Genomic DNA, 26,243 nt, shown 5'->3' with positions numbered 1-26,243 from the left:
GGGGTGCGTCGGTTACCGTCTCGAATGTTCTGCTGCCGCAGGTACTTCGAGAACGGCACGGGCGAGCAGATCCTCGATCTGCTGGTCGCCCAGGCCGAGCAGTTCGGCCGCGACCTCGCGGGTCTGCTCCCCGAGCAGCGGCGCCTGCCCCAGTGGGGGATCGGGGATGCGGTCAGCATGGATTTGCACGTTCTCCATCATGAACGGTGTGGTGCCGTGCGGATGCAGTTCCTCCCGGAACGCCCGTCGCTCCACGTAGTAGTCCCAGGCGGGCACCTCGACGGCGTGCAGCACAGCCCCGGCGGGGACGCCTGCGGCCTGCAGCTTCGTCATCGCGTCCGCCGGCGCATGCCGAGACGTCCACGCGCCGAGTGCCGTGTCGAGCCGCGCGCGCTGACGGTCCCGGCCGGCTCGCGAACCCAGCTCCACATCGGCGCCGAGATCGGGCCGGTCGATCACCTCGCACAGGGCTGACCAGTCGGCGTCGTCGCGGACGGTGACCGCGATCCAGGTGTCATCTCCGGCGCCGGGAAACAGGCCCCACGGTGCGTCCCGTACCGGCTGGTCGTCGCGCGCATGACCGCGACGGCTGAGCACCTCGCCGGCGATATCGTCGGCCAGGTGACTGAGCATCACCTCCGCTTGCGCGACGCTCGCCGATCCACCGCCACCGCTGCGTTCGCGGCGGAGCAGGAGCGCCACGGCACTCAACGCCCCGATTCGCGCCGCCACGTGGTCGGGGTACACCGTGACGGTGTCGCAGAACGCGTCGGGGTCGTCCGGATAGGTCCACAGCTTCGTGAAGCCCGCCGCGGCGCGAACCAACGGGCCGTAGCCGAGTCGTTTCGCCCATGGTCCGGTGGCGCCGTACGCCGAGCTGTCGACGACGACGATGCCAGGATTCACCTGCTGCAGCGTGGCGAAGTCCATACCGAGCGCAGCTGCCACACCGGGTTTGAAGTTGCTCAGCACGACGTCGGACTGCGCTACCAGCTGGTGTGCCAGCGCCCGGCCTTCCTCGGACCGCAAGTCGATCCCGATCGACCGCTTGTTGCGGTGGCCCGCGGCGTAGGCCTGTGTCATCCGGGTGAGGCTGATGCGCAGCCCGTCGGGGAAGGCGGAATTCTCGACCTTGACGACGTCGGCGCCGAGATCGGCGAACAGGCGACCGGTGTCGCTGCCGACGACGATGACGCCGAGGTCCAGCACGCGCAGCCCCTCCAGAGGCAGCCCGAGCTCGCCGCGCTCGCGCGCGGTGAGGGTGGGCGCGTCGCGGAGCGGACGGTGACCCGGTGCCTCGATGTTGAGGCTGCTCGCCCGGTGCCCGTCGATCTCGACGACGCCGACCGGCACGGGCGCCGTGAGCCCGGGGGAGAGTTCGGTCTCGCGGAAGAAGCCGCGCGCGGCAACCTGTTCGGTGGACAGCGCCTCGGCCAGGCTCAGTACCGCGGCCGTCGGCACACCGTGGCGTTGTCCGGCCAGTTCCAGCTCAGCGCGGGTCTTGTCGGCACAGAACTGCTCGATGGCGCCGAAGAGAGTCGCGGACGCGAAACGCTCACGGAGGCTGTTGAACTTCGGGTCGGCGAATTCCGCGGGCCGTCCCATCCACTCGAACATGCCCTGCCACTGGCGTTTCGCCAACACACACATGCGGACGTGGCCGTCCTTGCATTTGAAGATCGGATACCGCTGCTGCTCGGCGATCCAGTCGCGCTTCTGTTCGCTGATGGGCACGCCCGCCGCCGCGCTGCCCGCCGTACCGAATGGCGGGTCGAGGGTCTGCATGGCGCCTTCGAGCACCGAGAAGTCGATGAGATCGCCTGTGCCCGTGCGCAGCCGATCCAGAAACACACAGAGGGTGAAGAAAGCGGCCTGGGCCGCCGCGACGTGGTACGGCAGGTCCGCGCCCGGCGGCACCAGCGGTGCCTGCCCAGGGATGCCCGACCGGGACAGCTCGCTGGTCAACGCGTGCAGCACCGGAGTGGTGGCCTGCCAGCCGCGGTAACGCGTATCGCGCCCGAAGTCACTGATGGACAGGATGACCAACGCCGGATGGTCGGCGTGAATCTGCTTGACCGCCAGGGACTTCTCGGCTGCAGACCCCGGGCGCGTGTTCTCGATGAGGATATCTGCGGTCGCCACCAAATCGGCCCACGCCTGCTGCCCGCCCGGTGTCGACGTATCGATCTCGACCGTGGGGAGGCCGTGGCGGTTGATGGCGGTGCCGATGGGCACCCCGTCGATACGCGGTCCGGTGGTGTCGGCCGCCGTCACGCCGGCCAGGTGTACCGACGTGACGTGGGCACCGAGATCGGCCAGGAGCCGGCCGACGGCCGTGATCGGTCCGGCGGTCAGATCGACAATCTCGATACCTGACAGCGGCGGGTCGTACGCCATGTTCGTCAACTGCGCCGAGCCTGGCGGAACGGGATGTCGCGGTCGGTTTCGGGTTCCTTCGCCAGGCCCAATACGCGTTCGCCGATGATGGTGCGCTGAATCTGGTCGGTGCCACCACCGATTGACGTGAAGAATGCGTTGAGCGACAGGAAGTTGACGTCGTCGGCCTCGGGGTTGTCGGGGCCCGCCAACAGCGACTCGGTCCCGATGATCTCGGTCTTCAGCGCCGCTTCCGAGTGCAGGATGCGCGACATCGCCAGCTTGCCCAGCGACATGATCGAACTCGACGTGCCCTGACTGGTGGCCGCCTTGGCGCGAAGATTGTTGAGCCGGTTGAGTTCCCGCAACGCCAGCACATCCGCGAGCCGCTCCCGCAGCGCGGCGTCATCGAGACGTCCATGCTCGCGGGCCAGTTCCACGAGGCTGTCGGCCTTGGACTTGTTCCGCGATCCGCGTCCACCGTCGCCCATGATGGAGCGTTCGTATGCCAGGGCGGTCTGCAGGACGCGCCAACCGTTCCCTTCTCCGCCAACGAGATTCGCGTGCGGCACCGTGGCGTCGGAGATGAACACCTCGTTGAAATGCGTTTCACCGGTGATCTGCACCAGAGGCCGCACTTCGATGCCGGGCTGGCGCATCGGGATGATGAAGTAGCTCATGCCCTTGTGCTTGGGTGCATCCCAGTCGGTGCGTGCGATCAGCAGACCGTACTCGGACGTCGCCGCACCCGACGTCCACACCTTCTGGCCGTTGACCACCCAGCGGTCGCCGTCGCGAACCGCGGTGGTGCTCACCCCGGCCAGATCCGACCCGGCGCCGGGCTCGCTGTAGAGCAGACAGGTGCGCGCCGCTCCGGTCAGAAAGTCTCGTAGCAGTTCGTGTTTCAGCTCGTCCGAGCCGAACGCGAACAGGGTGTTGGCGGGGATGTTGTGCTTGTCCTGGCAGGCGCCGGTGGCCTTGACGGCGCGGAACTCCTGGTGGATGACCGCGGCGAGCTTGCTCGGGTAGCCGCGGCCGAACCAATCGGCTGGATACGTGGGGACGGCGTACCCGGCGTCGAGAACCTTTTCCCGCCAGGCGATTTCCTCAGGTGAGCTGACCCAGGGGTCATCCGACGGCGGCAATGCGGCCCAGTTCTGCGCGAGCCAGTCGCGTACCTCGGTACGCAGGTCGTCAGGATTCGGTGCGATGGTGGTCATCTCAGGCGCCCTTTGCTGCCAGGTAGCGCTCACGGTGGTCACGTGAGCTGCCGAACAGTTGACGGCCGGTGCGTGCCCGGCGCAGGAACAGGTGCGCGGGGTGCTCCCAGGTGAAGCCGATGCCGCCGTGCATCTGGATCGATTGCATGGCGGTGGTGTGGTAGACCTCCGCACAAGCGAATGCGGCGAGGGCGACGGGACCGTCCGCGCCTGCCGGGTCGGTGTCGAATTGCGCGGCGGCATACTGTGCGGCCGAGGTGGCGGATTCGACTTCCAGCAGCAGGTCGGCCGCCATGTGCTTGATCGCCTGGAAGCTGCCGATGGGCCGCCCGAATTGGATCCGGGTCTTGAGGTATTCGACGGTGACATCGAACAGGTGGCGGGCTCCGCCGACCTGCTCGCCGGCGAGAGCGATCACCGTGAGGGACAACGCGTGTTCGACAGCTGCCCAGCCGCCGGTACCGATGCGACGGGCCGGGGTCTGGTCGAAGGTGTACGTCGAAAGCCGGACGGTGGCGTCGAAAACCGTTGCGGCGGTGCGGTCGAAGCCCTGTGCGTCCGGGGCGACCTCGAAGATGGCGATGCCCTCGTCGGTCGTCGCGACGACGATATTGACGTCGGCGATCTGCCCGTCGAGCACATAGTGCGCGGTGCCGGTGAGTTGGTGCCCGTCACCGTGCCGAACTGCCTGAACCGCAACACCATCCGGTGCCCACGTGCCCCGGGACCCGGTGGCCGCCACGGTTGCGATCGAGGAACCCTCGGCCAACCCAGGCAAGAGGCGCGCCTTGTCGTCGTCGGTGCCGGCAGCCTGGATCAACGCCGTGGCGAAGACCGCACTCGACAGGAACGGGGCCGGAAGCAAGGCCGCACCCGTGACCTCGGCGACCGCCTCGAGCTCCTGCGCGCCCAGTCCCACACCACCGTATTCGGGGTCGACGATCAGGCCCGCCACGCCCTGGGCCGCCAGCCTGTTCCACAGGTCGCGGTCGAATCCATCGTCGGTGCTCATCACCCGGCGGACGTCGGCTTCGGTGCAATGCTCACTGAGCAGGTCTTTGACGGCTGCGGCGAGTTCGGCGCGTTCGGCCACGCTCATCGTCATGTGTTCACCCTTCTGCATGTCAGGTCCATGCAACGTGCATGCCGCCGCCCTGTAAATCGCATTGTGCGACACCTGTACGTTTCCTCATGCGACATCTGCGGGACGTGAGATGTCCCGAACGCTCATGTGTGGGTTTCCGTGCTGGTCGTTTACAGCGGTGGCCGCAGCCCGCCAAGGTGGAGGTATCCCGGAGAAGGTCCGGCGCCAGAAGAGGAAATATCAGTGTCACTTGATCCCAGAACCCCGGTGCTCGTCGGCTACGGCCAGGTCAACCAGTACGACGAAAACCCGGGTGGCGAGCCGGTCGACCTGATGGAAGCGGCGGCGCGAGAAGCCGCCGACGCCCGCGTCCTCGAGGCTGTCGACGCCGTGCGGATCGTCAACCTGCTGTCGGTGCGCTACCGCGATCCGGGCCTCTTGCTCGCGCAGCGCATCGGCGCCGCCGGCGCCGTCACGCGCTACACCCCGATCGGTGGCAATGTGCCGCAGTCGTTGGTGAACCAGGCATGTCTGGACATCCAGCAGGGCCGCAATGAGGTGGTGCTGATCGCCGGCGGCGAGACCTGGCGGACGCGCACGCGGTTGAAGGCGCGCGGTGAGCGGCTGACCGGCACCGAGCAGGACCAGTCGGTCCCGCTCGCCCCCAGCGATCCCGAGTTCACCATGGCCGGGCCCGCGGAACTGCGGATCGGGCTGGTGGCGCCGTCGCATGTGTATCCGATGTTCGAGCAGGCGCTGCGGATCGCCGCGGGGGAGGCCCCGGAGGAGCACCGGCGCAGGATCGGCGAGTTGTGGGCGCGGTTCAGCCAGGTGGCGGTAGGCAATTCGCATGCGTGGAGTCGGGAGGCGGTGCCTGCCGAGGAGATCTGGCAGCCGGGTCCGGACAACCGGATGATCAGCTGGCCGTACACCAAGCTGATGAACTCCAACAACATGGTCGACCAAGGTGCGGCGCTGATCCTGACCTCGGTGGGCAAGGCCGAAGCGCTGCAGATTCCCAGGGACCGTTGGGTTTTCCCGTACGCGGGTACCGACGCTCACGACGCCTATCTGATCGGAGAGCGGGCGAGCTTCGCCGGATCGCCGGCGATCCGCATCGCGGGCCGCCGGGTGCTGGAACTCACCGGGCTCGGCATCGACGACATCGACGCGGTCGACGTCTACTCATGCTTCCCGTCGGCGGTGCAGGTCGCGGCGCGTGAACTGGGCCTGGGCCTGGATGATCCGGCGCGGCCACTGACGGTGACCGGTGGCCTGACGTTCGCCGGCGGTCCGTGGAACAACTACGTGTCGCATTCGATCGCCACCATGGCTGAGCGGCTGGCGGCCAATCCGGGCGAGGTCGGCCTGATCACGGCCAACGGCGGGTACCTGACCAAGCACAGCTTCGGCGTCTACAGCACCGAGCCGCCTGCGCACGAATTCCGTTGGGAGGATGTGCAATCGGAGGTAGATGCCGAGCCGAAGGTGCTGGCCGAGGACGACTGGTCGGGCACCGGTACCGTGGAAACCTGGACCACGCCGGTGACGCGTGACGGCGTCCCCGAGAAGGTCTTCGTCGCCGTCCGGACACCCAGCGGCAGCCGGGCGTTGGCGGTGATCACCGATTCTTCGCAAGCCGAGGCCAGTACCCGCGAGGACCTCGCCGGAGCTGCCGTGACCGTCAAACCGGACGGCACCGCCGGGCTGGAGTAAGCCGACAGCGAACAACGGTGCGCCGCAGGGAATAGATCGACGACCTCCCTCGCTGAATCTGTGCACTAGTGCCGACGTTGCCCGTCGCCCAGGCGTGCGATCTCAAAAGCATTGTCGGAGTTCGTGAAGGGATACCGCGATGGCTACCAACGCTGCGTCAGTTGGCTTCCACCCCGCCGCGGCCGCGATGCACTGGTGGTCGGACAAGACCACCGCGTTCATGACCCGGCTGCATCTGGCCACGAAAGTGCGTCAGCCGGAGACATTCCGCCACAAAGCATTCGAGCAGGCCGCCACCGAACGCGAGATGTGGCGGCTCTGAGCCTTTCGCCTGACGACATGACTCGCGTGCGTCATGCTGATTGTCTGTCCGTCGTCGTCAGGAGGTAACGGTGTCAGTGGCGTCCAACGTCGTCGTCGGCGTCAATGCGGTGTTCTTTGCGGGCATGGGCGTGCGGGCCCTGACCGCACCGGCGGAGATGTTGCGACCATTCGGAATCACCTTGGGCGAAGCGGCATCTCGGGCCGAGGTGCGGGCGGTCTATGGTGGTTTCGGATTGGCCATCGCGGCGATCCTCGGATACGCCATCGCGGCGCCGGAGCAGATCCGTATCGGCATCGTGGTCACCGTGAGCGTGGCCTTGCTCGGTATGGCATTCGGGCGGGTGTGCGCGGCGCTCGCCGGTGATCGAACGTCGTTCTACCCCAACCAGTTCTACGGCATCGTCGAAGTGATTCTGGCGGCGTCTCTGTTGTGGGCCGCATAGCGAACAAGACAAATGTCCCCGGCACGCCGTTGTGCCGGGGACATTTCTATTGCGCGGCCGGGGAAGCCGCGCAAATCTAGGGGGCCATGGTCAGCCAGTCGGGGAAGCCCGACGGGTCGTGGCGGCCGAGCGCACCGTGCTCGAACAGGCCCCAGCCTTCGGCGGGCGGCTTGTTGCCCTCATGGCACACCGCACGCCCGACGTGGTCGATGACGCCGAAGCCGGAGCGCGCGATGATGCCGGGGTCGGTCATGTCGTAGGTGAGGCGTTCGGTGAACTTCTCGCCCTTCCACATGCCGTGCAGCCAGTCGGCGTCACCGCCGTAGCCGCCGCCCACATGGATCGGCACCGGCAGCTTGGATTCCACGTCGAAGCGGACCGGGGTGCCGTCGAGCGCCGTCGCCTCGATGGTGGCACCGGTGGGAATGCGGGTACCGGAGACGTAGTGGATCTTCACGCGTGGCCAGCCGAGCTGCTCGACGCGTCCGTCCTTCCAGACGCGGCTGCAGTCGTTGAGCGACCGGAAGCCGTCGGGAGCTTCCTGGATGATCATCACGAGCGAGAACTCCTCGAACGCGATCGGCACGTACAGCCACCACATGCCCTCGAAAGGTGGATCCGCCGGGCGCCCGGCCGGCTCGGCCTCACCGACGGGGCGGATGCCCCAGGACCGGTCACGCGAACCGATCCAGGTGTCCGGGCTGACCTTGATGTCTTCACCGTCGATGGCGAGGGTGCCGCTCCATGAACCCAGCTGAGCGAAGCGCTGCGCATTCAGCGTGACGCGGTTGCCCTGCCGCATGAGGTGCGGCTGTTCCTGCACCACGTCGAACAGGCCGTTCCACGTCAGGTCCGCGGCAATGCCCTCCGTCTCATCGAGCACGATGCGCACCTGGTGCAGCGGGTCGGTGACCTCGATGCGATAGCCGACGACGTGCTGGTTCAACCGGTCCTGGTCGATCGCGTCGGACAGGTGGACAGCGGTCTGGGTGTCACCGCGGCGGACGAGGAAGTAGGCGTCCTTCACCCCGAGGTTGGGGTAGTAGCCCATGCCGGTGATGACGAAGATGTCACCGGTGCGGTCGTGGGCGTTGAAGTAGCAGCGGTCGTAGAAGTTCCGGTCGCTGGATCCCGGCCACGCGATGGGCTGCGGGACCTGGTGGATCGGATATTCGTCCATGGGGCCGAGCATCAGGCGGTTCCTTCCAGGAGCTTCTCCAGCAGAGACTTGTGGTAGAAGAGCGATTCGAGGTCCTCGGGCTGTTCCATCTCGCCGAAGTGCACACGGCGGGCGCCGGTGCGCATGAATACGCAACACCACACGACGCCGGAGTAGATGTAGAACCAGTGCAGGTCGCCGACCTCGATGCCGGTGAAGTTCTTGTAGGCCGCGCGCACGTCCTCTTCGCGCAGCACGTCCGGCAGCCCGGGCAGCCCGGCCAACCCGCCCAACTCTTGGAACACCTTGTGCGCGAAGATGATCCATGACACGTCGAACTCGCGCGGGCCGACGGTGGCCATCTCCCAGTCCAGCACCGCGGATGGCCGGAAGTCCTGGTACATCACGTTGCCGATGCGCGAATCACCCCACACCAGAACCGACTCGGATGCCGCGACGTCCTCGGGGAAGTTCTCCTCGAGCCAGACGAGGGCGCGCTCGACCAGCGGCGAGCGGCCCAGGCCCGCCGCCGCGAACTGGTACCAGTCCTTTAGCCAGCCGAAGTGCCGGCGCAGCGCGGTCTCGCCGGGCGGGTCGATCTCTTGCAGGAAACCGAAGGTCTTTTCCGCATCGGGGATCGAGTGCAGCTTGGCGATGGCCTCGACCGTGCTGTCCTGCAGCGTGCGCTGCTGCTCCGGCGTGGCGTCGGCGAACCAGTTGCCGCCGAACGTGTACGGCATGACGTCCGGCGGGACCACGCCGTCGACGCAGTCCATCAGGAAGAACGGCGAACCGAGGACCTCGCCGGTGTTCTCCAGCCAGCGGACGCGGGGGACCGGGACGTCGGTGAGCTCGGCGGCCAGGCGCATGACGTCGAACTGGTGGTCCAGGCGGTAGGAGGAGAAGACGGGGACGTCTTCGGTGGTCGGCGCGACGCGGGCTACCCACTTCTGCTCCACCGGCGTGCCGTCCTCGGTCCAGCGGCCCGTGAGAATGATTGTCTCAGAGGACATTCCGTTGGAATCGATACCGCTCTCGACGGTGATGTCGGGCTTGATGCCACCTTCCATCACTGTGGACAGCCACTGTGACAGGATGTCCGGAACTGTTGTCACATCGCGGCTGGAGCGCTGAATATGTTCGACGTTCGTTTCGACCGTGACGGAGCCTTCCGCCGGTTGGTTCGGCACTGAACCTTCCTTCCCGAGATAATTACGATACGATGCGTAGCGTTATGAAATCAGACCTGCAACCGGTTGACAAGCCCTCTGGCGCTGGACGACCTCGTGATCCACGGATCGATGCGGCAGTGCTGACCGCTGCCGCCGAGCTGTTGCCTGAGGTCGGCTACGCCAATCTGACGATGGCGGCCATCGCCGAACGTGCGGGAACGACGAAGACGGCGCTGTACCGCCGGTGGTCGAGCAAGGCCGAGTTGGTGCACGAAGCGGCGTTCCCGACGACGCCCTCCGCACTGGACACTCCAGAAGGGGACATCGTCGGCGACATCCGCGCCATGATCGCCGCGGCGCGCGACGTGTTCACCAGCCCCGCGGTGCGGGCCGCGCTTCCGGGGCTCATGGCCGACATGAGCGCCGACGAGGAACTCAACGCCCGGGTCGTCGCGCGCTTCCATGGGCTGTTCGACGTGGTGCGGGTGCGACTTGAGCACGGCATCGAGCGCGGCGAGGTGCAGGCCGACGTCGAACCCGAACGGCTCATCGAAATCATCGGTGGCGCCACGATGTTGCGGATGCTGCTGCATCCGGAGAGTGAACTCGACGAGCAATGGGTCGGCGAGACGGCGGCCATCGTGACGCACGGTGTGATCAGCTGAGGTTGCCGGTCTCGCCGGAAGCTCTTGGACGCCAACGCCTTTGAATCACCACGCCCGGTTCCATGGACGTGATCTCGGTGTTGCCGCGCGCTGTTCTGCACACCGTCATCAGCGCCCCTCCGGGCTGTTGGTAACGAACAGCGGTGGACATCCGCCGGGGCGGCGAGCACGAACACTCCTGTAATTGGGTTGCTCGGTTAGCGGTCTCACGATGTTGCGTCGCCTACGATTGCTGGTGTGCCGGCTATGGATCGTCGCAGGATCATGATGATGATGGGCCTGGGCGCGGTTACCGCCGTGCTGGGTGCCGCGAAGGCTGACGCCGACCCGCTGCCCGTTGCCCCAGGTCCGGTAACTGGTCCGGGGGCCGCGCCCGCTGCGCCCGCCGGCTCATCGGCAGGACCGGCGATGCTGTTCCGGGAGGAATTCAACGGCCCCGCGGGGGCACCGCCGGATCCGGCGTGGTGGTTCATCGTGCCCGAGCGCGAAGTCATCCGGAACCCCGTCGAATGGGACCAGCCCTACAACATGGGCCGTTACGTGACCGATCAGGAGCACGTGTTCCAGGACGGCAAGGGCAACCTCGTCATTCGGGCCACCCGTGGTCCGGGCGCGAACATTCAGGAGCGTTATGCGAGCGCCAAGGTGGTCGGAAACTGGCGTGGCGGGGTCGGCACCACCTGGGAGGCGCGGATCAAGCTGAACTGCCTGACCGACGGCGCCTGGCCGGCCTTCTGGCTGCTCAACGACGACCCGGCCCGCGGCGGCGAGGTCGACCTGGTCGAGTGGTACGGCAACAGAGACTGGCCATCAGGGACAACGGTGCACGCCCGGCTGGACGGCACGTCGTTCGCCACCGATCCGCACCCGATCGACAGCGGGTGGCATACCTGGCGGATGACCTGGCAGCCGACCGGCATGTACTTCTGGAAGGACTACGCGCCGGGGCAAGAGCCGTTTTTCACGGTGCCGGCCAATTCATTGGACGACTGGCCTTTCAACGATCCGGGCTACACCTTGGCCCCGGTGTTCAACCTCGCTATCGGTGGCTCCGGCGGGCGCGAGCCCGCCGGCGGCAGTTACCCCGCCGAGATGCTGATCGACTGGATTCGCGTCTTCTGATCAACGCGCCGGCAGTGGTCGGTGTTGCCAGGTCTCTTTCTTGGGCCGGCCCATGATCGCTGGCTCTTGCGGTACTGAGCGTGACGTGCGCGGGGAAGCCTTGGGTGCCATCGGTTTCGATCACCACCGCGCCAGAACCTGCGTCCACCTGTCCGGCATCGGCTGCGGATCAGCGATCACCACACCCGCAGCGCATACGCACGCCACGACGGATGCAGCGAACAGCGTCGACGCCGTCATCAGGCGGCGCGCGGACACTCCAAATGCGGCCATGTATAGATCCCCCTGTGAAGACCAGTCCCAAGCCCCCCGGCTCGCTTGGTCTTTCACTCGATATCGCGAACAATCGCATAAGCTGACTGGCGCGTCAACCCGTACGCTCGCCGGCCAATGTGGGCAAACCAGATAGGTAATCTAGGAAAGTGCGCGGCACGGCGGCGACGGCAAAATGGGGGATAACGTGAGCGTGCATAGTGTCTAGGGATGGCAGCGGCCAGGATGGGCCTGGGATAAATGCGGCGTTGGCGCGCGCCAGCATCTTCCACGGCGTCGGGCCGGATGTTCTGGCCGCGGCGGTCGACCAACTTGACTGGGTGTCATTTCCGCAGAGGCACAACGTGTTTCGTGAGGGGGATGCCGGTGATCGGCTGTACATCATCACTTCCGGCAGAGTCAAAGTCGCATGCGCGAGCAGTCAGTCCGACAGCCTGATCGCCGTTCTTGGGCCCTCCGATGTTTTCGGTGAACTCGCCCTCCTCGACCCGGGCCCCCGCACATCGACCGTCACCACAATCACGGCCGTGCGCGCCGCGACGATGACCCGCACAGCACTGCGCTCCTGGATGAGCCAGGAACCCGAGGCGGTTGAACAGATGCTTCGTCTGCTGGCACGTCGTCTGCGCCGAACCACCAACAAGCTGTGCGATCAGACGTTCAACGACGTCCCCGGGCGCCTGGCCACACTGCTCCTCGACCTGGCCAACCGATTCGGAGAATCCGACCACGGGACACTGCGTGTCGACCATCAGCTTAACCAGATCGAACTTGCCCAACTCGCGGGCTCAACCCGTGAGTCGGCCAACAAGGCCCTTGCGACGTTTGTCGATCGGGGCTGGATTCGTATGCAAGGCAAGGCGATCTGCATTGTCGATCCAGCGGCTCTGGCCAAGCGCGCGAGATGATGTCGGGATGCGCGGGCGTGACCGGCTCGAGGCGGGTGCCTTGGTTATCGCCGAGCGGGTTCTGCCATCTAGTTGGCCGACAGCGCCCGCGACGGTCGCCAGGCCACAAATCCGACGACGAGCCCGAGGAACGGGATCGCGGCCAGAACCGTGCTGAGCGTCGCGCTGCCACCGGTGACCAGGGTGAAGTTCGACAGCACCAGCCACAGGCTGCCCAGCAGACCGAGCACCGCCAACGCCGGAGCGATGCGCGTCGTCCACAAATGGTCTGTCCTCAGCTCTCGGTTACGCAGGAAGAACACCAGCACTGCCACCGAAGTGGTCAGCATCAGTAGGACCATGCCGACCGTTGCGACGCCGGCCATCGAGCCGAACACCCCGACCAGCGGATCGATGCCGAGGATCGCCAGTAGGGCGACAATGATTGCGGCGGTGGCGGTTTGCACCAGCGAAGAGAACGACGGTGATTCGTGGTCGTCGTGCACGGTGGCCAGTCGTGCGGGCAGCAGGCCCTTGCCGGCCAACACGAACTGATAGCGCGCGATCACGTTGTGGAAGGACAGCACGCAGGCGAAAAGGCTGCTCAGCAGGAGCACGTTGACGATGTCGCGGCCCACGATGCCCAACATGTCGCCAGTGGTGTCCAGCAGCATATTGCCTTCGCCAGCAAGGGTTTTCTGCGCCACGGTGGCGACCTGATCCGGCCCGACGGCCACCACGAACGCCCACACCGTGATGGCGTAGAAGGCGCCGATGATGATCACCGCGGCGTAGGTGGCCCGCGGGATGGTCTGCTCGGGATCGCGGGCTTCATCGCGGAACACGGCGGTGGCCTCGAATCCGATGAACCCGGTGAGGGCGAACAGAATGGCGATGCCGAGGGTGCCCTGAGTGAAGGTGGCGGGTGCGAAGGACGTGAAAGTGACACCGGCCGGGCCGGGTTTGGCGACCATCACCGTGTCCAACACGACCACGATGCCGATCTCAAGGGCCAACGCCACGCCGAGGACCTTGGCGCTCAGCTCGATGTGCCGGTAGCCGAGCACGGCGACGATCACCAGCACGACGAATGAGTAGACGGGCCAAGCGATTACCGGCCCGTGATAGTGGGCGACGGTGTCAGAGATCGCCCATCCGATGTAGCCGTAGATGCCGACCTGGATGGCGGTATAGGCGATCAGCGCGACGACCGCGATGCCCTTGCCCATGCGCTCGCCCAGGCCGACGGTCACGTAGGAGAAGAACGCCCCGGCCTCGGGGACGTGTGGCGTCATGGTCACGAAGCCGACGCTGAAGACCAGTAGCACCAGGGCGGCGATCGCGAATCCCACGGGGGCGCCGGCGCCGTTGCCCAGGCCCATTGCCAACGGCATATTGCCGCCGATCACGGTCAGCGGGGCGGCAGCCGCGACCACCATGAAGACGATGCCGACGGGGCCCAGGCGCCCGGAAAGCCGCCGTTTCTCCGTCTCGGCCGGTGCAGTGGTCATGAAATCTCCTCGAGTGCAGAGGTATTGGGGTCCAAGGCGTGGCGCAGCAGATCGTGGTCGATGGCGTGGGCGGTGAAACCGTTGTGTCCGGTCATCGTGGTGGCGGCGACCATCGCGTTGACGATCGCCTCCTCGGTGGCCTCGATGGTGAGGTCGAACAGCCGGGTCATCAGCTGCGGTGCGACCATCCGCAGGGCCACCTCTGGGTGTGCAGTGGAGGCGTCCTCGTCCCACGCGTACGGCGGGATTCCACGGTTGCCTGTCGAGAACGCGAGCATCAGGTCACCGCTGTACTGCTCGCCGGTGCCGCCGAGGCGACCCACCGCCAGCGCCGAGCGTTGCGCCAATCGGGTGCACTGATGGGGGAGTAGCGGGGCGTCGGTGGCGATGATGACGATGATCGAGCCCGATCCCGGGGCGTACTGCTTGGGCAGGTCGGGCAGCGGCACTTGGCTGGCTCCGATGAGTTCGCCGACCGGCACGCCGTTGATCCGGAGGCGTTCCCGCCGGCCGTGGTTGGCCTGGACGAGGACCCCGACGGTGTACTGCCCGGCGGCTGTCTCGGTGCTGCGCGACGCCGTACCGATGCCACCTTTGAAGCCGTGGCAGATCATCCCGGTGCCGCCGCCCACGTTGCCCTCAGTGGGCGGTGCGGTGGACGCCGCCTCGAGCGCTTGGCGGGCGTGCTCGGGACGGACGTGAAAGCCGTTGATGTCGTTGAGGAGGCCATCGTAGGTTTCGCCGACGACCGGCAGTGACCAGTAGAGGCCTGCGCCACGGGCGCGGACCTGGGCGGCCACCAGTTCGTCGCGCACGACGCCGACGCTGTGGGTGTTGGTCAGCCCGATCGCGCTCGTGAGCTCGCCGGATTCGCGGATCCACTCCAGGCCGGTGAGTTCACCGCTGCCGTTGAGGCGGTGCGAACCGGCGAACAGCGGCTCGGTCCAGATGTCGTCATGCGGAACGACGACGGTGACGCCGGTGTTGACGCCGCCGTGCTTCAGGGTTGTGTGCCCGACCCGCACGCCTTTGACGTCGGTGATGGCGTTGGCCGGGCCGGTGGGATGTTCCCCGATGACCACGCCGAGATCTCTGGCACGCATTGCTTCTCCCGAGTTTTTTTCCTAATTGGAAAAGAACTATGCGCCCGCGTTCCACGTCTCGCAATAGAACGGGCAAGATTGGTGCCATGGCCCGGCCCAACAAGCAGGAGGAGCGGCGTCGCGAGATCATGGACGCCGCGATCGCACTGATCGAGCGACACGACCTGGCCACCCTCAAACTGGCCGATGTCGCCGAGGAGCTGGGGCTCACCACCAACGCGGTGCGGTACTACTTCAAAGACATGACGCAGTTGCTCTCCGAGCTGGCGCTGCGCTCCGACGTGCGGTTCTACGACGCGCGGCTTGAGTTGCAGCGGTCATCGGCCGACGTCCGCGAGCAGCTGGTGATGACGATGGCTGCCGGCCTGCCCACTGGGCCCGAGGACGCCGAGTGGCGTGCGATCTGGCGGGCCGTGCTGTCGGCCGGCTTCGAGCTTGACCGGCGCAGCGACGTGCAGGGCATTTATCACCGGCAGGTCGGCCTTTACGCCGATCTACTGTCGGGCGGCCAGGAGAGCGGGGTGTTCCGGTTGCTGCACCCGGCGCGTGATATCGCCATGACCTTGATGTCGATGGAGGACTACTTCGGCTACCGGATCGCCGCACGCGATCCGGATCTGAGCCGGACGACGGCGCTGCGGCTGATGCGCCAGTATGCGGAGCTTGTGGTCGGAGTGCCGCTTCCCGAAATCGACTGAGCTGCAGGCCGATTACTGGTCGGCGAACTGCTCATTCGGCTGGATCCTTTGTTGCCACCACGGGTTCAGAACATCGCCATCCGGGCCCAAATGCCCGGCTGTTGCTGAGACGTCATGCCCTGTTCCTTTCAGGGTGGCGTCGGAGTTCGCGTCGACTGCAAATGTTGCCGCCGTTCGTGATTGGGCTCTTTTGGTCGGTGTCGTGGTACCGGGAGTCCACCGCTGTCGAGTCGGGACTCGTGGTGCGTGGTGCCGAGTCGAGGAGCTGGTCGCGCACGGCGGGCGCCACCGCTATGAGCGCGGTGGTGAGTTCGCGGACGCTCTGGTCGTGAACGAGGCTCAGCCAGTCGAGGTCTGCGTCGACGGCGCGGGCGTAGCCGCTGTCGGTGTCGAAGTACTCGACTCGAACACCGAAGAATTCGGCCAACATCTCCACAGTCCGAGCGGACGGCCCGCTGCGAACCCCGCTGCGTAGTTGCGACAGGTAGGGCGCGGACAGCCGGTATCCGCGGCCGGCCAGCGCCTCCGTCACCTCGACATTGCGATAGGGGCCGCGCCCGGGCGGGTAGACAACTGCGAATAATCGATTCAACCGTTCGGTGAACGCGTCGACATCGACCGACATTCCGCGGTGCTTCCTGGCAGCCATGAACTCTCCCGGATTTGATTGTGGTGCAGGGACTTACGATCCATCGCCCGCTCGGCGGGAGGGGCTGGTTGGGTGGCGTGCAAGCGCCTGGTGATGACCGCCCGGGGGTGCGGCATCGGGGTTGACTGCTGGTTCGGTGGAGCCGCAGACGGTACTCCACGGACTGCGGCGCCGCCGCAACGCGGCCCGAGCCGAGCACGTCGTCGGATCCGCTACGGCACCATACGCGGCACCAGAACGCCATGACGCTGGCACACCTGTTGTCGCGGAAGGTGTTTCATCGATGATCTGCGGTCCGAGTCAACGCCGGGATCGCGATCTGTCTACGAAGTGTGGCTGCCACATGTGGTGGTTGGAAGAAGGGTTTGGTTGTGCGAACCGCAACTAACTGGCTACTGTGCGAAACCGCGCTCGCATCCGATGGCGGCGTCGTCGTCATCGAAGATGCTGGAACGGCAAATGTTTCAGACACATACGTGCACGCCGAAATCGCGCCCGCCCCAGAGGCCGTACACAGGGCGTTGTGGGTGCACACCATGAATGTCCACGAATGCGACGTCGTCGGCCGACGCGTATACGTACGCGTACTCTCCGGTTCGGACGCCGGCGGCCTCGGTGTCCTCGCCTTCGATGGGCACCTGAACATTGCCAGCGGAATCGTGGCGACCGGCGAACTCCGAAACCCAGACCGCCAGCTACTTGTTGGGCCGCCGGGAGTGATACGCGTCAGCGTGTTCGTCGCCCACGACATCGACGCTGTCTATTTCGATGACTCCGGCGTCAGCTACCCCGCATCAGGGCCCAGTGAGATCACCCTGTTGCTGCACGGTGTGTCCTGGCACACCCGCGCCGTCAACAGCACGCGGTGGAGCCGCATCTCGTGGCGGCGTGGCCGCAGAGGTGTCCCGCCAGGCCTGCCGCCCGTTGTGACCTAGATCACCGTTCGGTTTTGCTGCTGATTCCCGACTACACCTTGCACAGGCTCGTCATCGGCGACGGGTGTGCGGAGGTCGGTCTGCTGGACGGGGGATGTGGTCATGGGTGATTTCTCACCGACGAAGGTGAAGCAAGCGCCGCGGGCGTCGGCGCCTTCCGGGAGCTGACGTCGATGACTGAACTATCACGCAACCGCCCTTTTGGGCCGGACACCCATCAGGATTGGGCCCCGTACTCCGACCTGGTGCAAGCGGCGGAGGCGTACCTGCGCGATCCGGCGATCGCGCTGGAAGCGTTGTACCGGGTGATGGATCCCTCCGCGATCAAGGCGTTCGTCATGGAACGCACGCTCGAAGAGAAGGATTCGCGTGAATCGTTGTACCAAGAGGTTGCGGTGACCGACGGCCGGACATTGCTGCTGTGGATGGGCGACGATGAACTCACCGACGACGACGATCCCGAGCCTGGCGAACCCTTGCTGACATCGACGCTGCGCTCGATTCCGTTGTCCGCGTTGACTGACCGCAATCTCAAGGTCGGGTACCGCATCGATCACCGTGGCGGACGGTCGCTGCACAGTGTGGAACTGCGGCTGGTGACCACGACGACCGACTACGCCCTCGCCAAGACCCCGTCGAGGACCGAGTCTTTCAGCGAGGAGCTGCTGTTCACGAAGTCTGTGACCGACGGCGGACGAGCGCAGATGGAACGGCTGATTCAGTTCGGAAGGGTGCTAGCCGCACATGGCTGATTGGGCATCGCACAGACATCTTCAGCAGGCGGTAATGCTCGGCGTCCGTAATCCCGAAGCGGCGCTGAACAACTTGCGCGCCTTCATCAACTTCGACACTGCCTACTCATTCGTGCTCACGCAGCGCCCCGCATGGCAAGAAGTCGCGGTCACCGACGGTCGACGATTGATCCTGTGGCACGGCTCTGACACTGAATGCGCCGGCCACGATGATCGGTTGCCGCACCCGATGTTCCAGTCCTCGGTGCGGACGGTGCTGTTGTCGCGGCTCAGTGATCAGGCCGTGCACACCGACTACGACGTCATGCCTGACGGCTCTCACGAGCTGGTGTCGGTACGCCTGCGGCTGTACACGCCGATAGTCAACAGCACGACCCGAACCACTCCCGAGGACAGTCAGCACTACGTCGAGTGCTACCTCTTCGACAAGAACGCAGACGACGGTCAGGAAGAAATGGAACGACTTCTCGAATTTGCGGCCGCACTGTCGATTTCGACCAGTGCGTGACGGGCCGCCAGGCGTGACAGGGCCTGACGCCGCCGATATCACCCGAAGAGCCTAGGAGGTCAATGTGTTTCGGGACGTGCCGAGGATTCTGCAGTGTCTCGCATCGATACCGATGGTGTTGTGGACCGTGATCACCACAGCCGCTCGCAAACCGGGAGAAGCGGCCGACCGGAGAAGTCCGCACGATTCTGGGCAGTACTTCGCGGACGATCCATGGGTGGATTGAGCAGCATCGGTCACCGCTCGGCATGAGGCGCGGTCGTGCGGGGGTCGAGAGAGAGTGAATGCGGCTGTGAAAAGAGGAGACGTGGCGGCACGAACGGCGGCGAACAAGCTGCTGTGCGACATCATGATCGCACCCGACCGCGGCGTCGTAGTCGTTGAAGATGCTGGGGTACAGGGGATTACGGGCACCTATATACAGGCCGATATCGACCCCGAACCCGCGCCGGTGCAGCAGGCACTGTGGGTACGAACCATGAGTGCCGGCGAGTGCGACGTCGTCGGCCGGTTGATCCGGGTCCGCGTGTTCTCTGGCTGGGACACCGGAGGGCTTGGTGTCCGCGCATTTGATGGCCGGCTCAATATCGCCAGCGGGCTGTTGGCCATCGGTGACCGCCGTAATCCCGAGCGTCAACTGCTGGTAGGTCCATCTGGTGTGATCGGTGTCAGCGTGTTCGTGGGCCACGACGTCGACACCACCTGTTTCGACGAATCCGGTATCGGTTACCCACCATCGGGTCCCAGCGAGGTCACCGTGCTGCTGCACGGAGATTCGTGGCACACATACACGTTGCGCAACACGGTCGATCGGTGGCGGATCCGGTGCTAGCAGTTCTGTGGCAGCTGAGACCGACGTGACGTAGGGCTGCGGTTGGGCTGAGCGAGATCGACCCCAGAGCTCAGGGCAGTGTGCTATTGAAAGTCATGCTGCCGAAAATCTCTCTCGCCCCGGCCTTGGCGTTGTTGGTGGCCGTGCCGCAAGCGCACGCCGATCGCCCGGAACCGGTGCCGCTGTACGGCAGCTACGACACGTTTCTCGATCATTCGCGTCAGACGTTCAATGGGCGCCCGGATACATCGGACCCGTCGACCCAGGCGGCCCTGTTCCGGACCGTGTGCGACGCCGGCGGTTGTGTTGCGCACTGGCTGAGAGTGACTGAGCTCAAAGAGAATCCGAATGCGCCGGCGCTGTTCGACTATCGGTGGACGGGTGACCGCTGGGAATCATCGGGAGACTACCCGTTCCATTGCGGCCCGAATGGCGTTGCGGTGACGGCATTCCGGTCCGATTTCCTGAAGCCCAATGGTGACGGCAGTTTCACCGGGGAGCGGACGTTCACCGTGGCAGCGCCGGGCTGCCCCGGTGACGGGGCCGGAACCTACTGGTTGCTATTCACCCTGACGCCGACCTAGTCGGCTGGATTGGCCGTTCGGGCTCGGACGTGTTGCTGCGCTGCCGTCGACCGGCGATCAATGCGGCGACGCCGGCAATGGTGAGGATCGACAGTGCCGTGATGTCGAAGACCGGCCTGCCGCCGAGATCCCGGTCGATCACGTGCGACACGACGTGGAGCGCTTCGAATGCGATGAAGCCGCCCAGTGCCACTTCCACGGGCGACCGCCGGATCGCGGCCAGCAGCATCGCCACTCCGACACCGATCTGCAGGACGCCGGCGTCATGCAGAAAATGGCGGTTGTAAGGCTCGAACGGTGCGAGAACCTCGAAGAACGACATCGGTGCGACGAACGCCCAGATACCCAGGGCCAGCGTGATCAAGCCGAGGATCGCGCAGGTGACCAATACGATCCGCAACGGTGTCTGCGTCGTCATTCCTCGAGACTAAGCGCGCAATGGCCCAGTGTCAGGCGCCATTGCGTGACCAGAATCGGGTACCACTTACGTCGGGCGGCCGGCCGCGGCGGCGATGGCCCGTACCCCGGTGTCGATCTGTGATTCCGTGAGGTTGGCGTAACCGAGAATCAATCCCGCTGGAGCGCAGGCAGGTTCGGTGTAGCACCACGAGAGCGGATCGATGCGCACCCGCTGGTTGGCGGCCTTGCGCACGATGTCGTCGACATCGCAGTCTGTGGGCAGACGCACCGTGAGATGGACACCGGCGGCGGCACCGAGCACCGAGGCTTCTGGCAGGTGTTCGCGCAGCGCCCGCAGCAGGCAGTTGCGCCGGGCCAGATAGCGGCGACGCATGAGCCGCAGATGCCGGTCGTAGTCGCCGGACCGGAGCAGGGTCGCGAAGGCGAGTTGATCCATGACGGAACTACCAGTATCGGCAAGACTTTTCGCCGATACGACGGGGCCGACAAGGTCCGGGGGCAGGACCATCCAACCGAGCCGCAAGCCGGGGGCCAGCGTTTTGCTCACCGAGCCGAGGTAGACGACGCGGTCGGGAGCCAGGGCATGCAGCGCGCCGACGGGTGCGCGGTCGTAGCGGTATTCGGCGTCGTAGTCATCCTCGATGACGAGATTGCCCGCCCGCGCCCATTCGAGCAGCGCGGTGCGGCGGGCGGGGGACAGCACGACGCCGGTCGGGGATTGATGGGCCGGGGTTGCCAGCACCGTCGATGCCGCGGTGTTCGCGAGTGCCGTGACGTCGAGTCCGTCGTCGTCGACCGGGATGGGGACGGGATCAACGCCGTGGTGGCGGAAAACAATGCGGTGCAACCAGAATCCGGGATCCTCCATCGCGATGGTGCGATGTCGTAGCACCTGAGCCAGTAGCGCGACGGCCTGCGTCGCTCCGGAACACAACACGACGCGCTGCGGATCGGCCAGCACGCCACGGGTGCGCCGCAGGTAGTCCGACACCGCGGCGCGGGCGTCCGGTAGGCCCTTGGGGGAGGCGTATCCGAGCGACGGGGATTCGATGGAGGACAGCCCCTGACGCAGCGCGCGCAGCCAGCCGTGCCGGGGGAAGCTCGACAGGTCGGGCACGCCGGGTGCGAAGTCGATGTCGAATGTTCGGCGGTCTGGACTCGACGGATGCGACACCCTGGTGGTCGTGTCGACAGCGGCAACCGTTGTGCCAGAGCCTTGTTGGCTCTGCAGGAAGCCCTCGGCGACGAGCTGGCTGTACGCGTCAACGACGAGGCGTCGCGACACCTGGAGGTCTGCGGCGAGCACGCGACTGGAGGGCAGTCGGGTTTTCGGTGTGAGCCGACCGGTCCGGATCGCGTCCCGTAGGCCGTCGGTCAGCTGGCGATGCAGCGCGTCGGCACCACTGGTTCGGTCCAGCTCGATGAGCAGCTCCGGACCTGAAGTGGTACCCGATTCAACTGAAATATTGGTTCCTAACTTGCGTCCAATGGCGACCTAACATGAGGCTATACCGCAGCCGCCGTGCGCTGGTGACGGAATCGAGGAGAACGCGTCGTGAGAATTCTGAAGCGCATCTGGGTACACCTTGCGGTCCTGGCGAAGTCCCGCCAAAACCGTTGGGACCTCCCGGGTTGGCTGATCCGACGTCCGCTCATCGCGGCAGCGAATGGGCTCTACGAAATGGCGCTGTTGTTCAGTGGTCGGGCGCCCACCGAACTGAAGCTGCTCGCGGGGATCAAGGCAGCGATGTTGACGCACTGCGAATTCTGCATCGACATTTCGGACACCCTCGGCCGGAGTGAGGGGTTCTCGGAGGAGAAACTGATCGCCTTGGTGAACTACCGCGACAGCGATGTGTTCACTCACCTTGAGAAGCTCTGCATTCAATTCGCCGAAGAGATGTCTCGCACGCCTGCGATCCTCTCCGAAGGCTTGCGTGAGGAGCTGCTCACGCACCTCAGCAAGGCGCAGCTGATGGAGATCGCTGCGGAAGTCGCTTGGGAGAACCAGCGTGGTCGCCTAAACCAGGGGCTGGGTATTCGGCCGATGGACACGGCGGACGGAACGCTGTGCCTGATCCCGCAGCCCGAGCTCCGAAGGGGCACAGACGATTCCGTCGCGTGACGGCTTGGCCGTCGCGGCCTCACGTTGGCGGGGCGCGCAGGGCCTTCATACTCGAACTCGCGGAGCGTCTGCGCCGAGTGAACGTTCACGAGGCATTTTCGGTTACGCTCTGGCCCAGGTGATTTCGCGTCGCGACAGCCGAGCCCGGCGCGGGGAAGGTTCCGCCTCTTCGCTCGGCGAGCGCCCCGCCGGGCCCAGAGCCGTCATCGATGTCACCTCCCACTCGGCCGGGACATCGAACTCGCGCGCGACAGCGTCACGATCGAAGGCCCGGAACTGGTGTGCACCGAGACCCATGAGGAGTCCCTGAATCGTCATGTGCGCCAAGGCCTGTCCCAGGTCGTATCGTGCGAACTCGGAGAACTCCCAATCCGTGTCTTCGACGAGGATATGAGCCAGATTGACCACGAGCAGCGAGGCATCAAGAGCCCATCGAGCTGAACTGGGCGCCAGATGACTCGCGATCCGCGCGTGGATGGGGTCGTCGCGGCGACCCACGATGAACATCCACGGTTGCGAGTTCCCTGCCGATGGCGTCAACCGGGCGGCCTCGAGTAGCACTCGACCTGTGCTTCACTCAGGAACGCGGTTCGATCGAACGAAACCGGGCTGAACCGCTCCACCAGGAGGGGATGAACTCCGTCAGCCGCGGCATTGTCACACTCGGTCACACCAGCATCATGAGCGGAAACGCCTTGTTTCACAACCAATGTGGCCTGCTGCAGACTAGTGGCGGCCAGAGCCGTTGGGCGAAATCTCGTCCTGGTATTCCTTGAGGGCGGTGAGTGCCTTGTGCTCGGCGGCGTGTTCGGCGTCGGCGAGGGCGGCTTGTTCGACGGCGGAGTCGGCGAACAGGAAGCTGCCGGTGCCGGGGGAGCCGGTCGAGCCGAGCTTGTTCATGCGCTTGGGCAGTGCGGCGCCCTGGTATTCCAGCGGGATGGGGTGGCCGTGGTCGTCGACCGGGCCCAGGGGCTGGTGCAGCTCGACGTACGCGCCGTGCGGCAGCCGCTTGATGATGCCGGTCTCGATGCCATGCTCGAGGACGGCGCGGTCGCTGCGCTGCAGGCCTACGCACCAGCGGTAGGTGAGGTAGTAGACCACTGCGGGCAGGACGACCATGCCGATGCGGCCGATCCAGGTGGTGGCGTTCAGGGAGATGTCGAACTTGAGCGCGATGATGTCGTTCATCGCGGCCAGGGTGAGCACCATGTAGAACGCGATGGCCATGGCACCGATGGCGGTGCGGACCGGCACGTCACGCGGACGCTGCAGCAGGTTGTGGTGGGCATGATCGCCCGTAACCCTGGCTTCGATGAAGGGATAAGCGACGAGCAACGTGAAGACCAGACCCATGATCAATGCCACCGCGACCACAGCGGGGATGGTGTGGCCGAAGGGGTAGAACTCCCAGGCCGGCCAGATGCGGGCGAGGCCTTCGGTCCACATCATGTAGAAGTCGGGCTGGCTGCCGGCGGACACCTGCGAGGGCTTGTAGGGGCCGAGTTCCCAGATGGGGTTGATCTGCAGCAGGCCACCCATGATGCCGAGGACTCCGGTGACCATGGCGAAGAACGCGCCGGATTTGACGGCGAAGACCGGCATGACGCGGACACCGACGACGTTCTTCTCCGTGCGGCCGGCACCCGGGAACTGGGTGTGCTTGCCGAACCACAACAAGATCAGGTGCGTGGCGACCAGCCCCAAAATAATTGCGGGAATGATCAATACGTGGAGCGCGTACATACGCGGGATGATGGTCTGCCCGGGAAAGTCGCCGCCGAACAGGGCCCAGTGCATCCAGGTGCCGATGACCGGGATGCCCAGGGTGATCGAGGACAGCGCGGCGCGCAGACCGATACCGGACAGCAGATCGTCGGGCAGCGAGTAGCCGAAGTAACCCTCGAACATGGCCAGGATCAGCAGCAACGCACCCGTCACCCAGCTGGCTTCGCGTGGGCGCCGGAAGGCTCCGGTGAAGAACACCCGTGCCATGTGCACCATGATCGATGCGGCGAACATCAGCGCGGCCCAGTGGTGAATCTGGCGGACGAACAGGCCACCGCGGACCTCGAACGAGATCTCCAGGGCGGATTCGTAAGCGCGCGACATCTGCACGCCGCGCAGCGGCTGGTAGACGCCGTTGTAGATGACCTCAGTCATCGACGGGTCGAAGAACAACGTCAGGTACACGCCAGTGAGCAGCAGGACCACAAAGCTGTACATGGCGATCTCGCCGAGCAGGAAGGACCAGTGCGTCGGGAAGACCTTGTTCAGCTGCCGGCGCACCGCCCCCGACGGGTGGTACCGCGAGTCGATCGCATTCCCCTGGACGGCAGGGGGATTCGACGCCCGCGACTGTCGTTGCGTTCGCATGACCGAGCCGGCCTTCATGTCCTGCCTCCTTTGCGATGAACGCCTTACCTCTTAGATGCATCTGGAGCTCGTTTTGTGACAGGTCCACACTGTGACCTGTATCACAAAATGGGAGGCGCTATTTTTCGGCGAGCTGCTTGAAGTTGAGCAGCTGCCGCCGTGCCATCACGAGATCGCCCACGCTGAGTAGGGGAGCGGCGAGTCGCCAGGATTGCGGCGCAGTAACTTTCAGCACCAGCCGGGTTCTGTGTTCGTCGACCGGGGTGAGCCGATAGGACATGTGAGCGCTCATGATCTGCGCCGTCAACTCCACCTGATGCTCCACCGAAAGCACCTTGCCCAGTGGCCGGCCGGCGCTGGCGGTGAACGGACCACCCGGCCGTGGATCGTTCAGGTTGTGCAGCTCGTGCGGTGATTCCCGGCCCAGGTTGTCGATCCAGTCATACGAGTACGGCGCCAGGCGTACCTGAACAACCCACGGCCACAACCGTTCTGGTGTGGTGTTCACGGTCACTCCGCGCCACGCCTCTAGTGATGGGTTGGCGACGTAGTTGTCACAGCCATAGTGCGCCTGAGTCTCGGCGTCGGTGACGCCCCAACGGTCACCGATCACCGGATGACCGCCTTGTTCATCAGGTACGGGGCGGCCGTGCGATGGATGGGGCCGATGGCCCGCCAGATCGCCGCCGCAGCCCGCCGGTGTTTGTAGTGCAGCGCGGTGATGAGTTGGCCTGTCGAGGCATTCGCTCGCCGGAGGATCAAGGTTCCTTCCATCAGCGGCGAATCAGCCTCCAGGCGAACGGCATCGGATGTCGATTCCGCGATGCGCCACCCGAGGACATGCTGCGGTGAGTTCGCCTGCGCGAGCTGGAACAGCAGGAATGCCTTGTGTGCGAATCGGATTCCCTCGCGGATGGGTGGTGCCGACTGCTCGAGCGCTTCCCGCGCCAGCATCTCAGGTGTGCGAGTGTCGGATTCGGCGACGGTGACTTCGAAGACGTCGAGGTAGTCGGCCTGCTGGAGGCGCGGAGGCAGTGCGACGCCCGCCAGGCTCACCTGGCGGGCATGCCCAACTGCCAACTCCGTCGCCATGTCTACGAGGCTAGGTACTGATTGGCCGCTTGTCAGGGGCCAGTTTCGTGGCGAAACCGGGTACCACTCGGTGGATGCGGTCGCGGCTGTGCTGGGGTGCCGGTGGAGCGCTCCGCCACGACCCCGCATCCGGTGCGTCCGTCGTGCTGGGTGCCACTTCGCGCCTGCTCTCACGTCGCGTCCGGCGCCATGTCGCGTGTGCCGCGACTTCGCGTCCCGC

The 26,243-nt window shown here is 65.5% G+C and carries 28 protein-coding genes; 13 read left to right on the top strand and 15 right to left on the bottom strand.

Annotated elements, in window-relative coordinates; translation table 11 throughout:
* Positions 1-12: 12 nt before the first annotated feature.
* The 3 genes from ACJEIK_RS19670 to ACJEIK_RS19660 are packed head-to-tail and all read right to left on the bottom strand — an operon-like array spanning position 13 to position 4,701.
* A complete protein-coding gene (locus ACJEIK_RS19670) occupies positions 13-2,397 on the bottom strand; it encodes a CoA transferase (protein ID WP_409430149.1) in 2,385 nt (794 codons plus the stop codon).
* 5 nt (positions 2,398-2,402) lie between these two features.
* A complete protein-coding gene (locus tag ACJEIK_RS19665) occupies positions 2,403-3,596 on the bottom strand; it encodes an acyl-CoA dehydrogenase family protein (RefSeq protein WP_135357266.1) in 1,194 nt (397 codons plus the stop codon).
* Between the two features lies 1 nt (position 3,597).
* Positions 3,598-4,701 (bottom strand): acyl-CoA dehydrogenase family protein, encoded by a 1,104-nt coding sequence (locus tag ACJEIK_RS19660; protein ID WP_135357267.1) that lies wholly within the window; start codon positions 4,699-4,701, stop codon positions 3,598-3,600.
* Between the two features lie 222 nt (positions 4,702-4,923).
* Between ACJEIK_RS19660 and ACJEIK_RS19655 the strand changes: the two genes are divergently transcribed.
* The 3 genes from ACJEIK_RS19655 to ACJEIK_RS19645 all read left to right on the top strand — a co-directional run bounded on the left by ACJEIK_RS19655 (position 4,924) and on the right by ACJEIK_RS19645 (position 7,163).
* A complete protein-coding gene (locus ACJEIK_RS19655) occupies positions 4,924-6,396 on the top strand; it encodes an acetyl-CoA acetyltransferase (RefSeq protein WP_133428378.1) in 1,473 nt (490 codons plus the stop codon).
* A 139-nt stretch (positions 6,397-6,535) separates the two neighbouring features.
* Positions 6,536-6,718: a hypothetical protein gene (locus ACJEIK_RS19650; RefSeq protein WP_061006342.1), complete on the top strand. Its 183-nt coding sequence runs from the start codon at positions 6,536-6,538 to the stop codon at positions 6,716-6,718.
* Between the two features lie 76 nt (positions 6,719-6,794).
* The gene (locus ACJEIK_RS19645) at positions 6,795-7,163 is read left to right on the top strand and encodes a DUF4345 domain-containing protein (protein WP_082762067.1); all 369 of its coding nucleotides are present in this window, start codon (positions 6,795-6,797) and stop codon (positions 7,161-7,163) included.
* A gap of 76 nt (positions 7,164-7,239) precedes the next feature.
* On the opposite strand, the gene ACJEIK_RS19640 is transcribed toward ACJEIK_RS19645, so the two are convergent.
* Together ACJEIK_RS19640 and ACJEIK_RS19635 are read right to left on the bottom strand one after the other, a co-directional pair.
* On the bottom strand, positions 7,240-8,355 hold the full coding sequence (locus ACJEIK_RS19640; RefSeq protein WP_061006343.1) for a hypothetical protein: 1,116 nt from the start codon (positions 8,353-8,355) through the stop codon (positions 7,240-7,242).
* Positions 8,355-9,512 carry a phosphotransferase family protein gene (locus ACJEIK_RS19635; protein ID WP_409430148.1) on the bottom strand — a complete coding sequence of 386 codons (1,158 nt, stop codon included), beginning with the start codon at positions 9,510-9,512 and terminating at the stop codon, positions 8,355-8,357. The genes ACJEIK_RS19640 and ACJEIK_RS19635 overlap by 1 nt, the downstream gene beginning before the upstream one ends.
* A 44-nt stretch (positions 9,513-9,556) precedes the next feature.
* On the opposite strand from ACJEIK_RS19635, the gene ACJEIK_RS19630 reads away from it, so the two are divergent.
* Entirely contained in the window at positions 9,557-10,159 is a 603-nt protein-coding gene (locus ACJEIK_RS19630; protein ID WP_064860784.1) for a TetR/AcrR family transcriptional regulator, read from the top strand.
* Between the two features lie 246 nt (positions 10,160-10,405).
* A complete protein-coding gene (locus ACJEIK_RS19625; RefSeq protein ID WP_409431730.1) occupies positions 10,406-11,281 on the top strand; it encodes a family 16 glycosylhydrolase in 876 nt (291 codons plus the stop codon).
* A 120-nt stretch (positions 11,282-11,401) separates the two neighbouring features.
* Here ACJEIK_RS19625 and ACJEIK_RS19620 read toward each other — a convergent pair whose 3' ends face one another.
* On the bottom strand, positions 11,402-11,554 hold the full coding sequence (locus ACJEIK_RS19620; RefSeq protein WP_165605595.1) for a hypothetical protein: 153 nt from the start codon (positions 11,552-11,554) through the stop codon (positions 11,402-11,404).
* A 236-nt stretch (positions 11,555-11,790) separates the two neighbouring features.
* Between ACJEIK_RS19620 and ACJEIK_RS19615 the strand changes: the two genes are divergently transcribed.
* The gene (locus ACJEIK_RS19615; protein ID WP_163693259.1) at positions 11,791-12,462 is read left to right on the top strand and encodes a Crp/Fnr family transcriptional regulator; all 672 of its coding nucleotides are present in this window, start codon (positions 11,791-11,793) and stop codon (positions 12,460-12,462) included.
* A gap of 68 nt (positions 12,463-12,530) precedes the next feature.
* Here the strand turns inward: ACJEIK_RS19615 and ACJEIK_RS19610 are convergent, their stop codons facing one another.
* Positions 12,531-13,952 carry an APC family permease gene (locus ACJEIK_RS19610; RefSeq protein WP_138249951.1) on the bottom strand — a complete coding sequence of 474 codons (1,422 nt, stop codon included), beginning with the start codon at positions 13,950-13,952 and terminating at the stop codon, positions 12,531-12,533.
* On the bottom strand, positions 13,949-15,055 hold the full coding sequence (locus ACJEIK_RS19605) for a P1 family peptidase (RefSeq protein ID WP_138249950.1): 1,107 nt from the start codon (positions 15,053-15,055) through the stop codon (positions 13,949-13,951). The genes ACJEIK_RS19610 and ACJEIK_RS19605 overlap by 4 nt, the downstream gene beginning before the upstream one ends.
* An 86-nt stretch (positions 15,056-15,141) precedes the next feature.
* Here ACJEIK_RS19605 and ACJEIK_RS19600 point away from each other — a divergent pair, with 86 nt between their 5' ends.
* Complete coding sequence (locus tag ACJEIK_RS19600; protein WP_110767723.1) at positions 15,142-15,753, top strand: TetR/AcrR family transcriptional regulator; 612 nt, start codon at positions 15,142-15,144, stop codon at positions 15,751-15,753.
* A gap of 112 nt (positions 15,754-15,865) precedes the next feature.
* On the opposite strand, the gene ACJEIK_RS19595 is transcribed toward ACJEIK_RS19600, so the two are convergent.
* The gene (locus ACJEIK_RS19595) at positions 15,866-16,402 is read right to left on the bottom strand and encodes a helix-turn-helix transcriptional regulator (protein ID WP_174814097.1); all 537 of its coding nucleotides are present in this window, start codon (positions 16,400-16,402) and stop codon (positions 15,866-15,868) included.
* A gap of 536 nt (positions 16,403-16,938) precedes the next feature.
* On the opposite strand from ACJEIK_RS19595, the gene ACJEIK_RS19590 reads away from it, so the two are divergent.
* The 5 genes from ACJEIK_RS19590 (at position 16,939) to ACJEIK_RS19570 (ending at position 20,013) form a co-directional block, all read left to right on the top strand.
* Complete coding sequence (locus ACJEIK_RS19590; protein ID WP_133428278.1) at positions 16,939-17,337, top strand: hypothetical protein; 399 nt, start codon at positions 16,939-16,941, stop codon at positions 17,335-17,337.
* A 173-nt stretch (positions 17,338-17,510) separates the two neighbouring features.
* The gene (locus ACJEIK_RS19585; protein WP_133428279.1) at positions 17,511-18,089 is read left to right on the top strand and encodes a hypothetical protein; all 579 of its coding nucleotides are present in this window, start codon (positions 17,511-17,513) and stop codon (positions 18,087-18,089) included.
* Positions 18,082-18,597 (top strand): hypothetical protein, encoded by a 516-nt coding sequence (locus ACJEIK_RS19580; protein WP_133428280.1) that lies wholly within the window; start codon positions 18,082-18,084, stop codon positions 18,595-18,597. The genes ACJEIK_RS19585 and ACJEIK_RS19580 overlap by 8 nt, the downstream gene beginning before the upstream one ends.
* A 307-nt stretch (positions 18,598-18,904) precedes the next feature.
* Positions 18,905-19,429, top strand: a complete 525-nt coding sequence (locus tag ACJEIK_RS19575; RefSeq protein WP_061006355.1) for a hypothetical protein — start codon at positions 18,905-18,907, stop codon at positions 19,427-19,429.
* A gap of 95 nt (positions 19,430-19,524) precedes the next feature.
* Entirely contained in the window at positions 19,525-20,013 is a 489-nt protein-coding gene (locus ACJEIK_RS19570) for a hypothetical protein (RefSeq protein WP_061006356.1), read from the top strand.
* On the opposite strand, the gene ACJEIK_RS19565 is transcribed toward ACJEIK_RS19570, so the two are convergent.
* Together ACJEIK_RS19565 and ACJEIK_RS19560 are read right to left on the bottom strand one after the other, a co-directional pair.
* Positions 19,994-20,431 carry a hypothetical protein gene (locus ACJEIK_RS19565; RefSeq protein ID WP_409430147.1) on the bottom strand — a complete coding sequence of 146 codons (438 nt, stop codon included), beginning with the start codon at positions 20,429-20,431 and terminating at the stop codon, positions 19,994-19,996. The two genes, ACJEIK_RS19570 and ACJEIK_RS19565, sit on opposite strands and share 20 nt — an antisense overlap.
* A 66-nt stretch (positions 20,432-20,497) precedes the next feature.
* Positions 20,498-21,811 carry a PLP-dependent aminotransferase family protein gene (locus ACJEIK_RS19560; protein WP_234785502.1) on the bottom strand — a complete coding sequence of 438 codons (1,314 nt, stop codon included), beginning with the start codon at positions 21,809-21,811 and terminating at the stop codon, positions 20,498-20,500.
* Positions 21,812-21,988: 177 nt separating this feature from the next.
* On the opposite strand from ACJEIK_RS19560, the gene ACJEIK_RS19555 reads away from it, so the two are divergent.
* Positions 21,989-22,558, top strand: a complete 570-nt coding sequence (locus ACJEIK_RS19555; protein WP_135357279.1) for a carboxymuconolactone decarboxylase family protein — start codon at positions 21,989-21,991, stop codon at positions 22,556-22,558.
* Positions 22,559-22,660: 102 nt separating this feature from the next.
* Here ACJEIK_RS19555 and ACJEIK_RS19550 read toward each other — a convergent pair whose 3' ends face one another.
* From ACJEIK_RS19550 to ACJEIK_RS19535, 4 genes are all read right to left on the bottom strand, one after another.
* Positions 22,661-23,065 carry a nitroreductase gene (locus ACJEIK_RS19550; RefSeq protein ID WP_244602343.1) on the bottom strand — a complete coding sequence of 135 codons (405 nt, stop codon included), beginning with the start codon at positions 23,063-23,065 and terminating at the stop codon, positions 22,661-22,663.
* A gap of 219 nt (positions 23,066-23,284) precedes the next feature.
* Entirely contained in the window at positions 23,285-24,931 is a 1,647-nt protein-coding gene (locus ACJEIK_RS19545; RefSeq protein WP_409431729.1) for a cytochrome b, read from the bottom strand.
* 118 nt (positions 24,932-25,049) lie between these two features.
* Complete coding sequence (locus ACJEIK_RS19540) at positions 25,050-25,544, bottom strand: hypothetical protein (RefSeq protein ID WP_061004763.1); 495 nt, start codon at positions 25,542-25,544, stop codon at positions 25,050-25,052.
* Positions 25,541-26,023, bottom strand: coding sequence for a hypothetical protein (locus ACJEIK_RS19535; RefSeq protein ID WP_133428285.1), 483 nt, complete (start codon positions 26,021-26,023; stop codon positions 25,541-25,543). Before ACJEIK_RS19535 ends, ACJEIK_RS19540 begins: the two co-directional genes overlap by 4 nt.
* Positions 26,024-26,243: the final 220 nt, after the last annotated feature.

Origin of the sequence: Mycobacterium sp. SMC-16, from assembly GCF_046250085.1 — a bacterium.
Classification (GTDB): Bacteria; Actinomycetota; Actinomycetes; order Mycobacteriales; family Mycobacteriaceae; genus Mycobacterium; species Mycobacterium phocaicum.
The sequence above is the reverse complement of the archived record's forward strand: the minus strand, read 5'-3'. Positions and strand labels throughout refer to the sequence as shown.

Bases quoted from the DNA above. Each gene is read 5' to 3' on its own strand.
- ACJEIK_RS19670 (WP_409430149.1), bottom strand. From the start codon at position 2,397: ATGGCGTACGACCCGCCGCTGTCAGGTATCGAGATTGTCGATCTGACC.
- ACJEIK_RS19665 (WP_135357266.1), bottom strand. From the start codon at position 3,596: ATGACCACCATCGCACCGAATCCTGACGACCTGCGTACCGAGGTACGC.
- ACJEIK_RS19660 (WP_135357267.1), bottom strand. From the start codon at position 4,701: ATGACGATGAGCGTGGCCGAACGCGCCGAACTCGCCGCAGCCGTCAAA.
- ACJEIK_RS19650 (WP_061006342.1), top strand. From the start codon at position 6,536: ATGGCTACCAACGCTGCGTCAGTTGGCTTCCACCCCGCCGCGGCCGCG.
- ACJEIK_RS19640 (WP_061006343.1), bottom strand. From the start codon at position 8,355: ATGCTCGGCCCCATGGACGAATATCCGATCCACCAGGTCCCGCAGCCC.
- ACJEIK_RS19630 (WP_064860784.1), top strand. From the start codon at position 9,557: ATGAAATCAGACCTGCAACCGGTTGACAAGCCCTCTGGCGCTGGACGA.
- ACJEIK_RS19625 (WP_409431730.1), top strand. From the start codon at position 10,406: ATGGATCGTCGCAGGATCATGATGATGATGGGCCTGGGCGCGGTTACC.
- ACJEIK_RS19620 (WP_165605595.1), bottom strand. From the start codon at position 11,554: ATGGCCGCATTTGGAGTGTCCGCGCGCCGCCTGATGACGGCGTCGACG.
- ACJEIK_RS19610 (WP_138249951.1), bottom strand. From the start codon at position 13,952: ATGACCACTGCACCGGCCGAGACGGAGAAACGGCGGCTTTCCGGGCGC.
- ACJEIK_RS19605 (WP_138249950.1), bottom strand. From the start codon at position 15,055: ATGCGTGCCAGAGATCTCGGCGTGGTCATCGGGGAACATCCCACCGGC.
- ACJEIK_RS19600 (WP_110767723.1), top strand. From the start codon at position 15,142: ATGGCCCGGCCCAACAAGCAGGAGGAGCGGCGTCGCGAGATCATGGAC.
- ACJEIK_RS19595 (WP_174814097.1), bottom strand. From the start codon at position 16,402: ATGGCTGCCAGGAAGCACCGCGGAATGTCGGTCGATGTCGACGCGTTC.
- ACJEIK_RS19590 (WP_133428278.1), top strand. From the start codon at position 16,939: ATGAATGTCCACGAATGCGACGTCGTCGGCCGACGCGTATACGTACGC.
- ACJEIK_RS19585 (WP_133428279.1), top strand. From the start codon at position 17,511: ATGACTGAACTATCACGCAACCGCCCTTTTGGGCCGGACACCCATCAG.
- ACJEIK_RS19580 (WP_133428280.1), top strand. From the start codon at position 18,082: ATGGCTGATTGGGCATCGCACAGACATCTTCAGCAGGCGGTAATGCTC.
- ACJEIK_RS19570 (WP_061006356.1), top strand. From the start codon at position 19,525: ATGCTGCCGAAAATCTCTCTCGCCCCGGCCTTGGCGTTGTTGGTGGCC.
- ACJEIK_RS19565 (WP_409430147.1), bottom strand. From the start codon at position 20,431: ATGACGACGCAGACACCGTTGCGGATCGTATTGGTCACCTGCGCGATC.
- ACJEIK_RS19550 (WP_244602343.1), bottom strand. From the start codon at position 23,065: ATGTTCATCGTGGGTCGCCGCGACGACCCCATCCACGCGCGGATCGCG.
- ACJEIK_RS19545 (WP_409431729.1), bottom strand. From the start codon at position 24,931: ATGCGAACGCAACGACAGTCGCGGGCGTCGAATCCCCCTGCCGTCCAG.
- ACJEIK_RS19535 (WP_133428285.1), bottom strand. From the start codon at position 26,023: ATGGCGACGGAGTTGGCAGTTGGGCATGCCCGCCAGGTGAGCCTGGCG.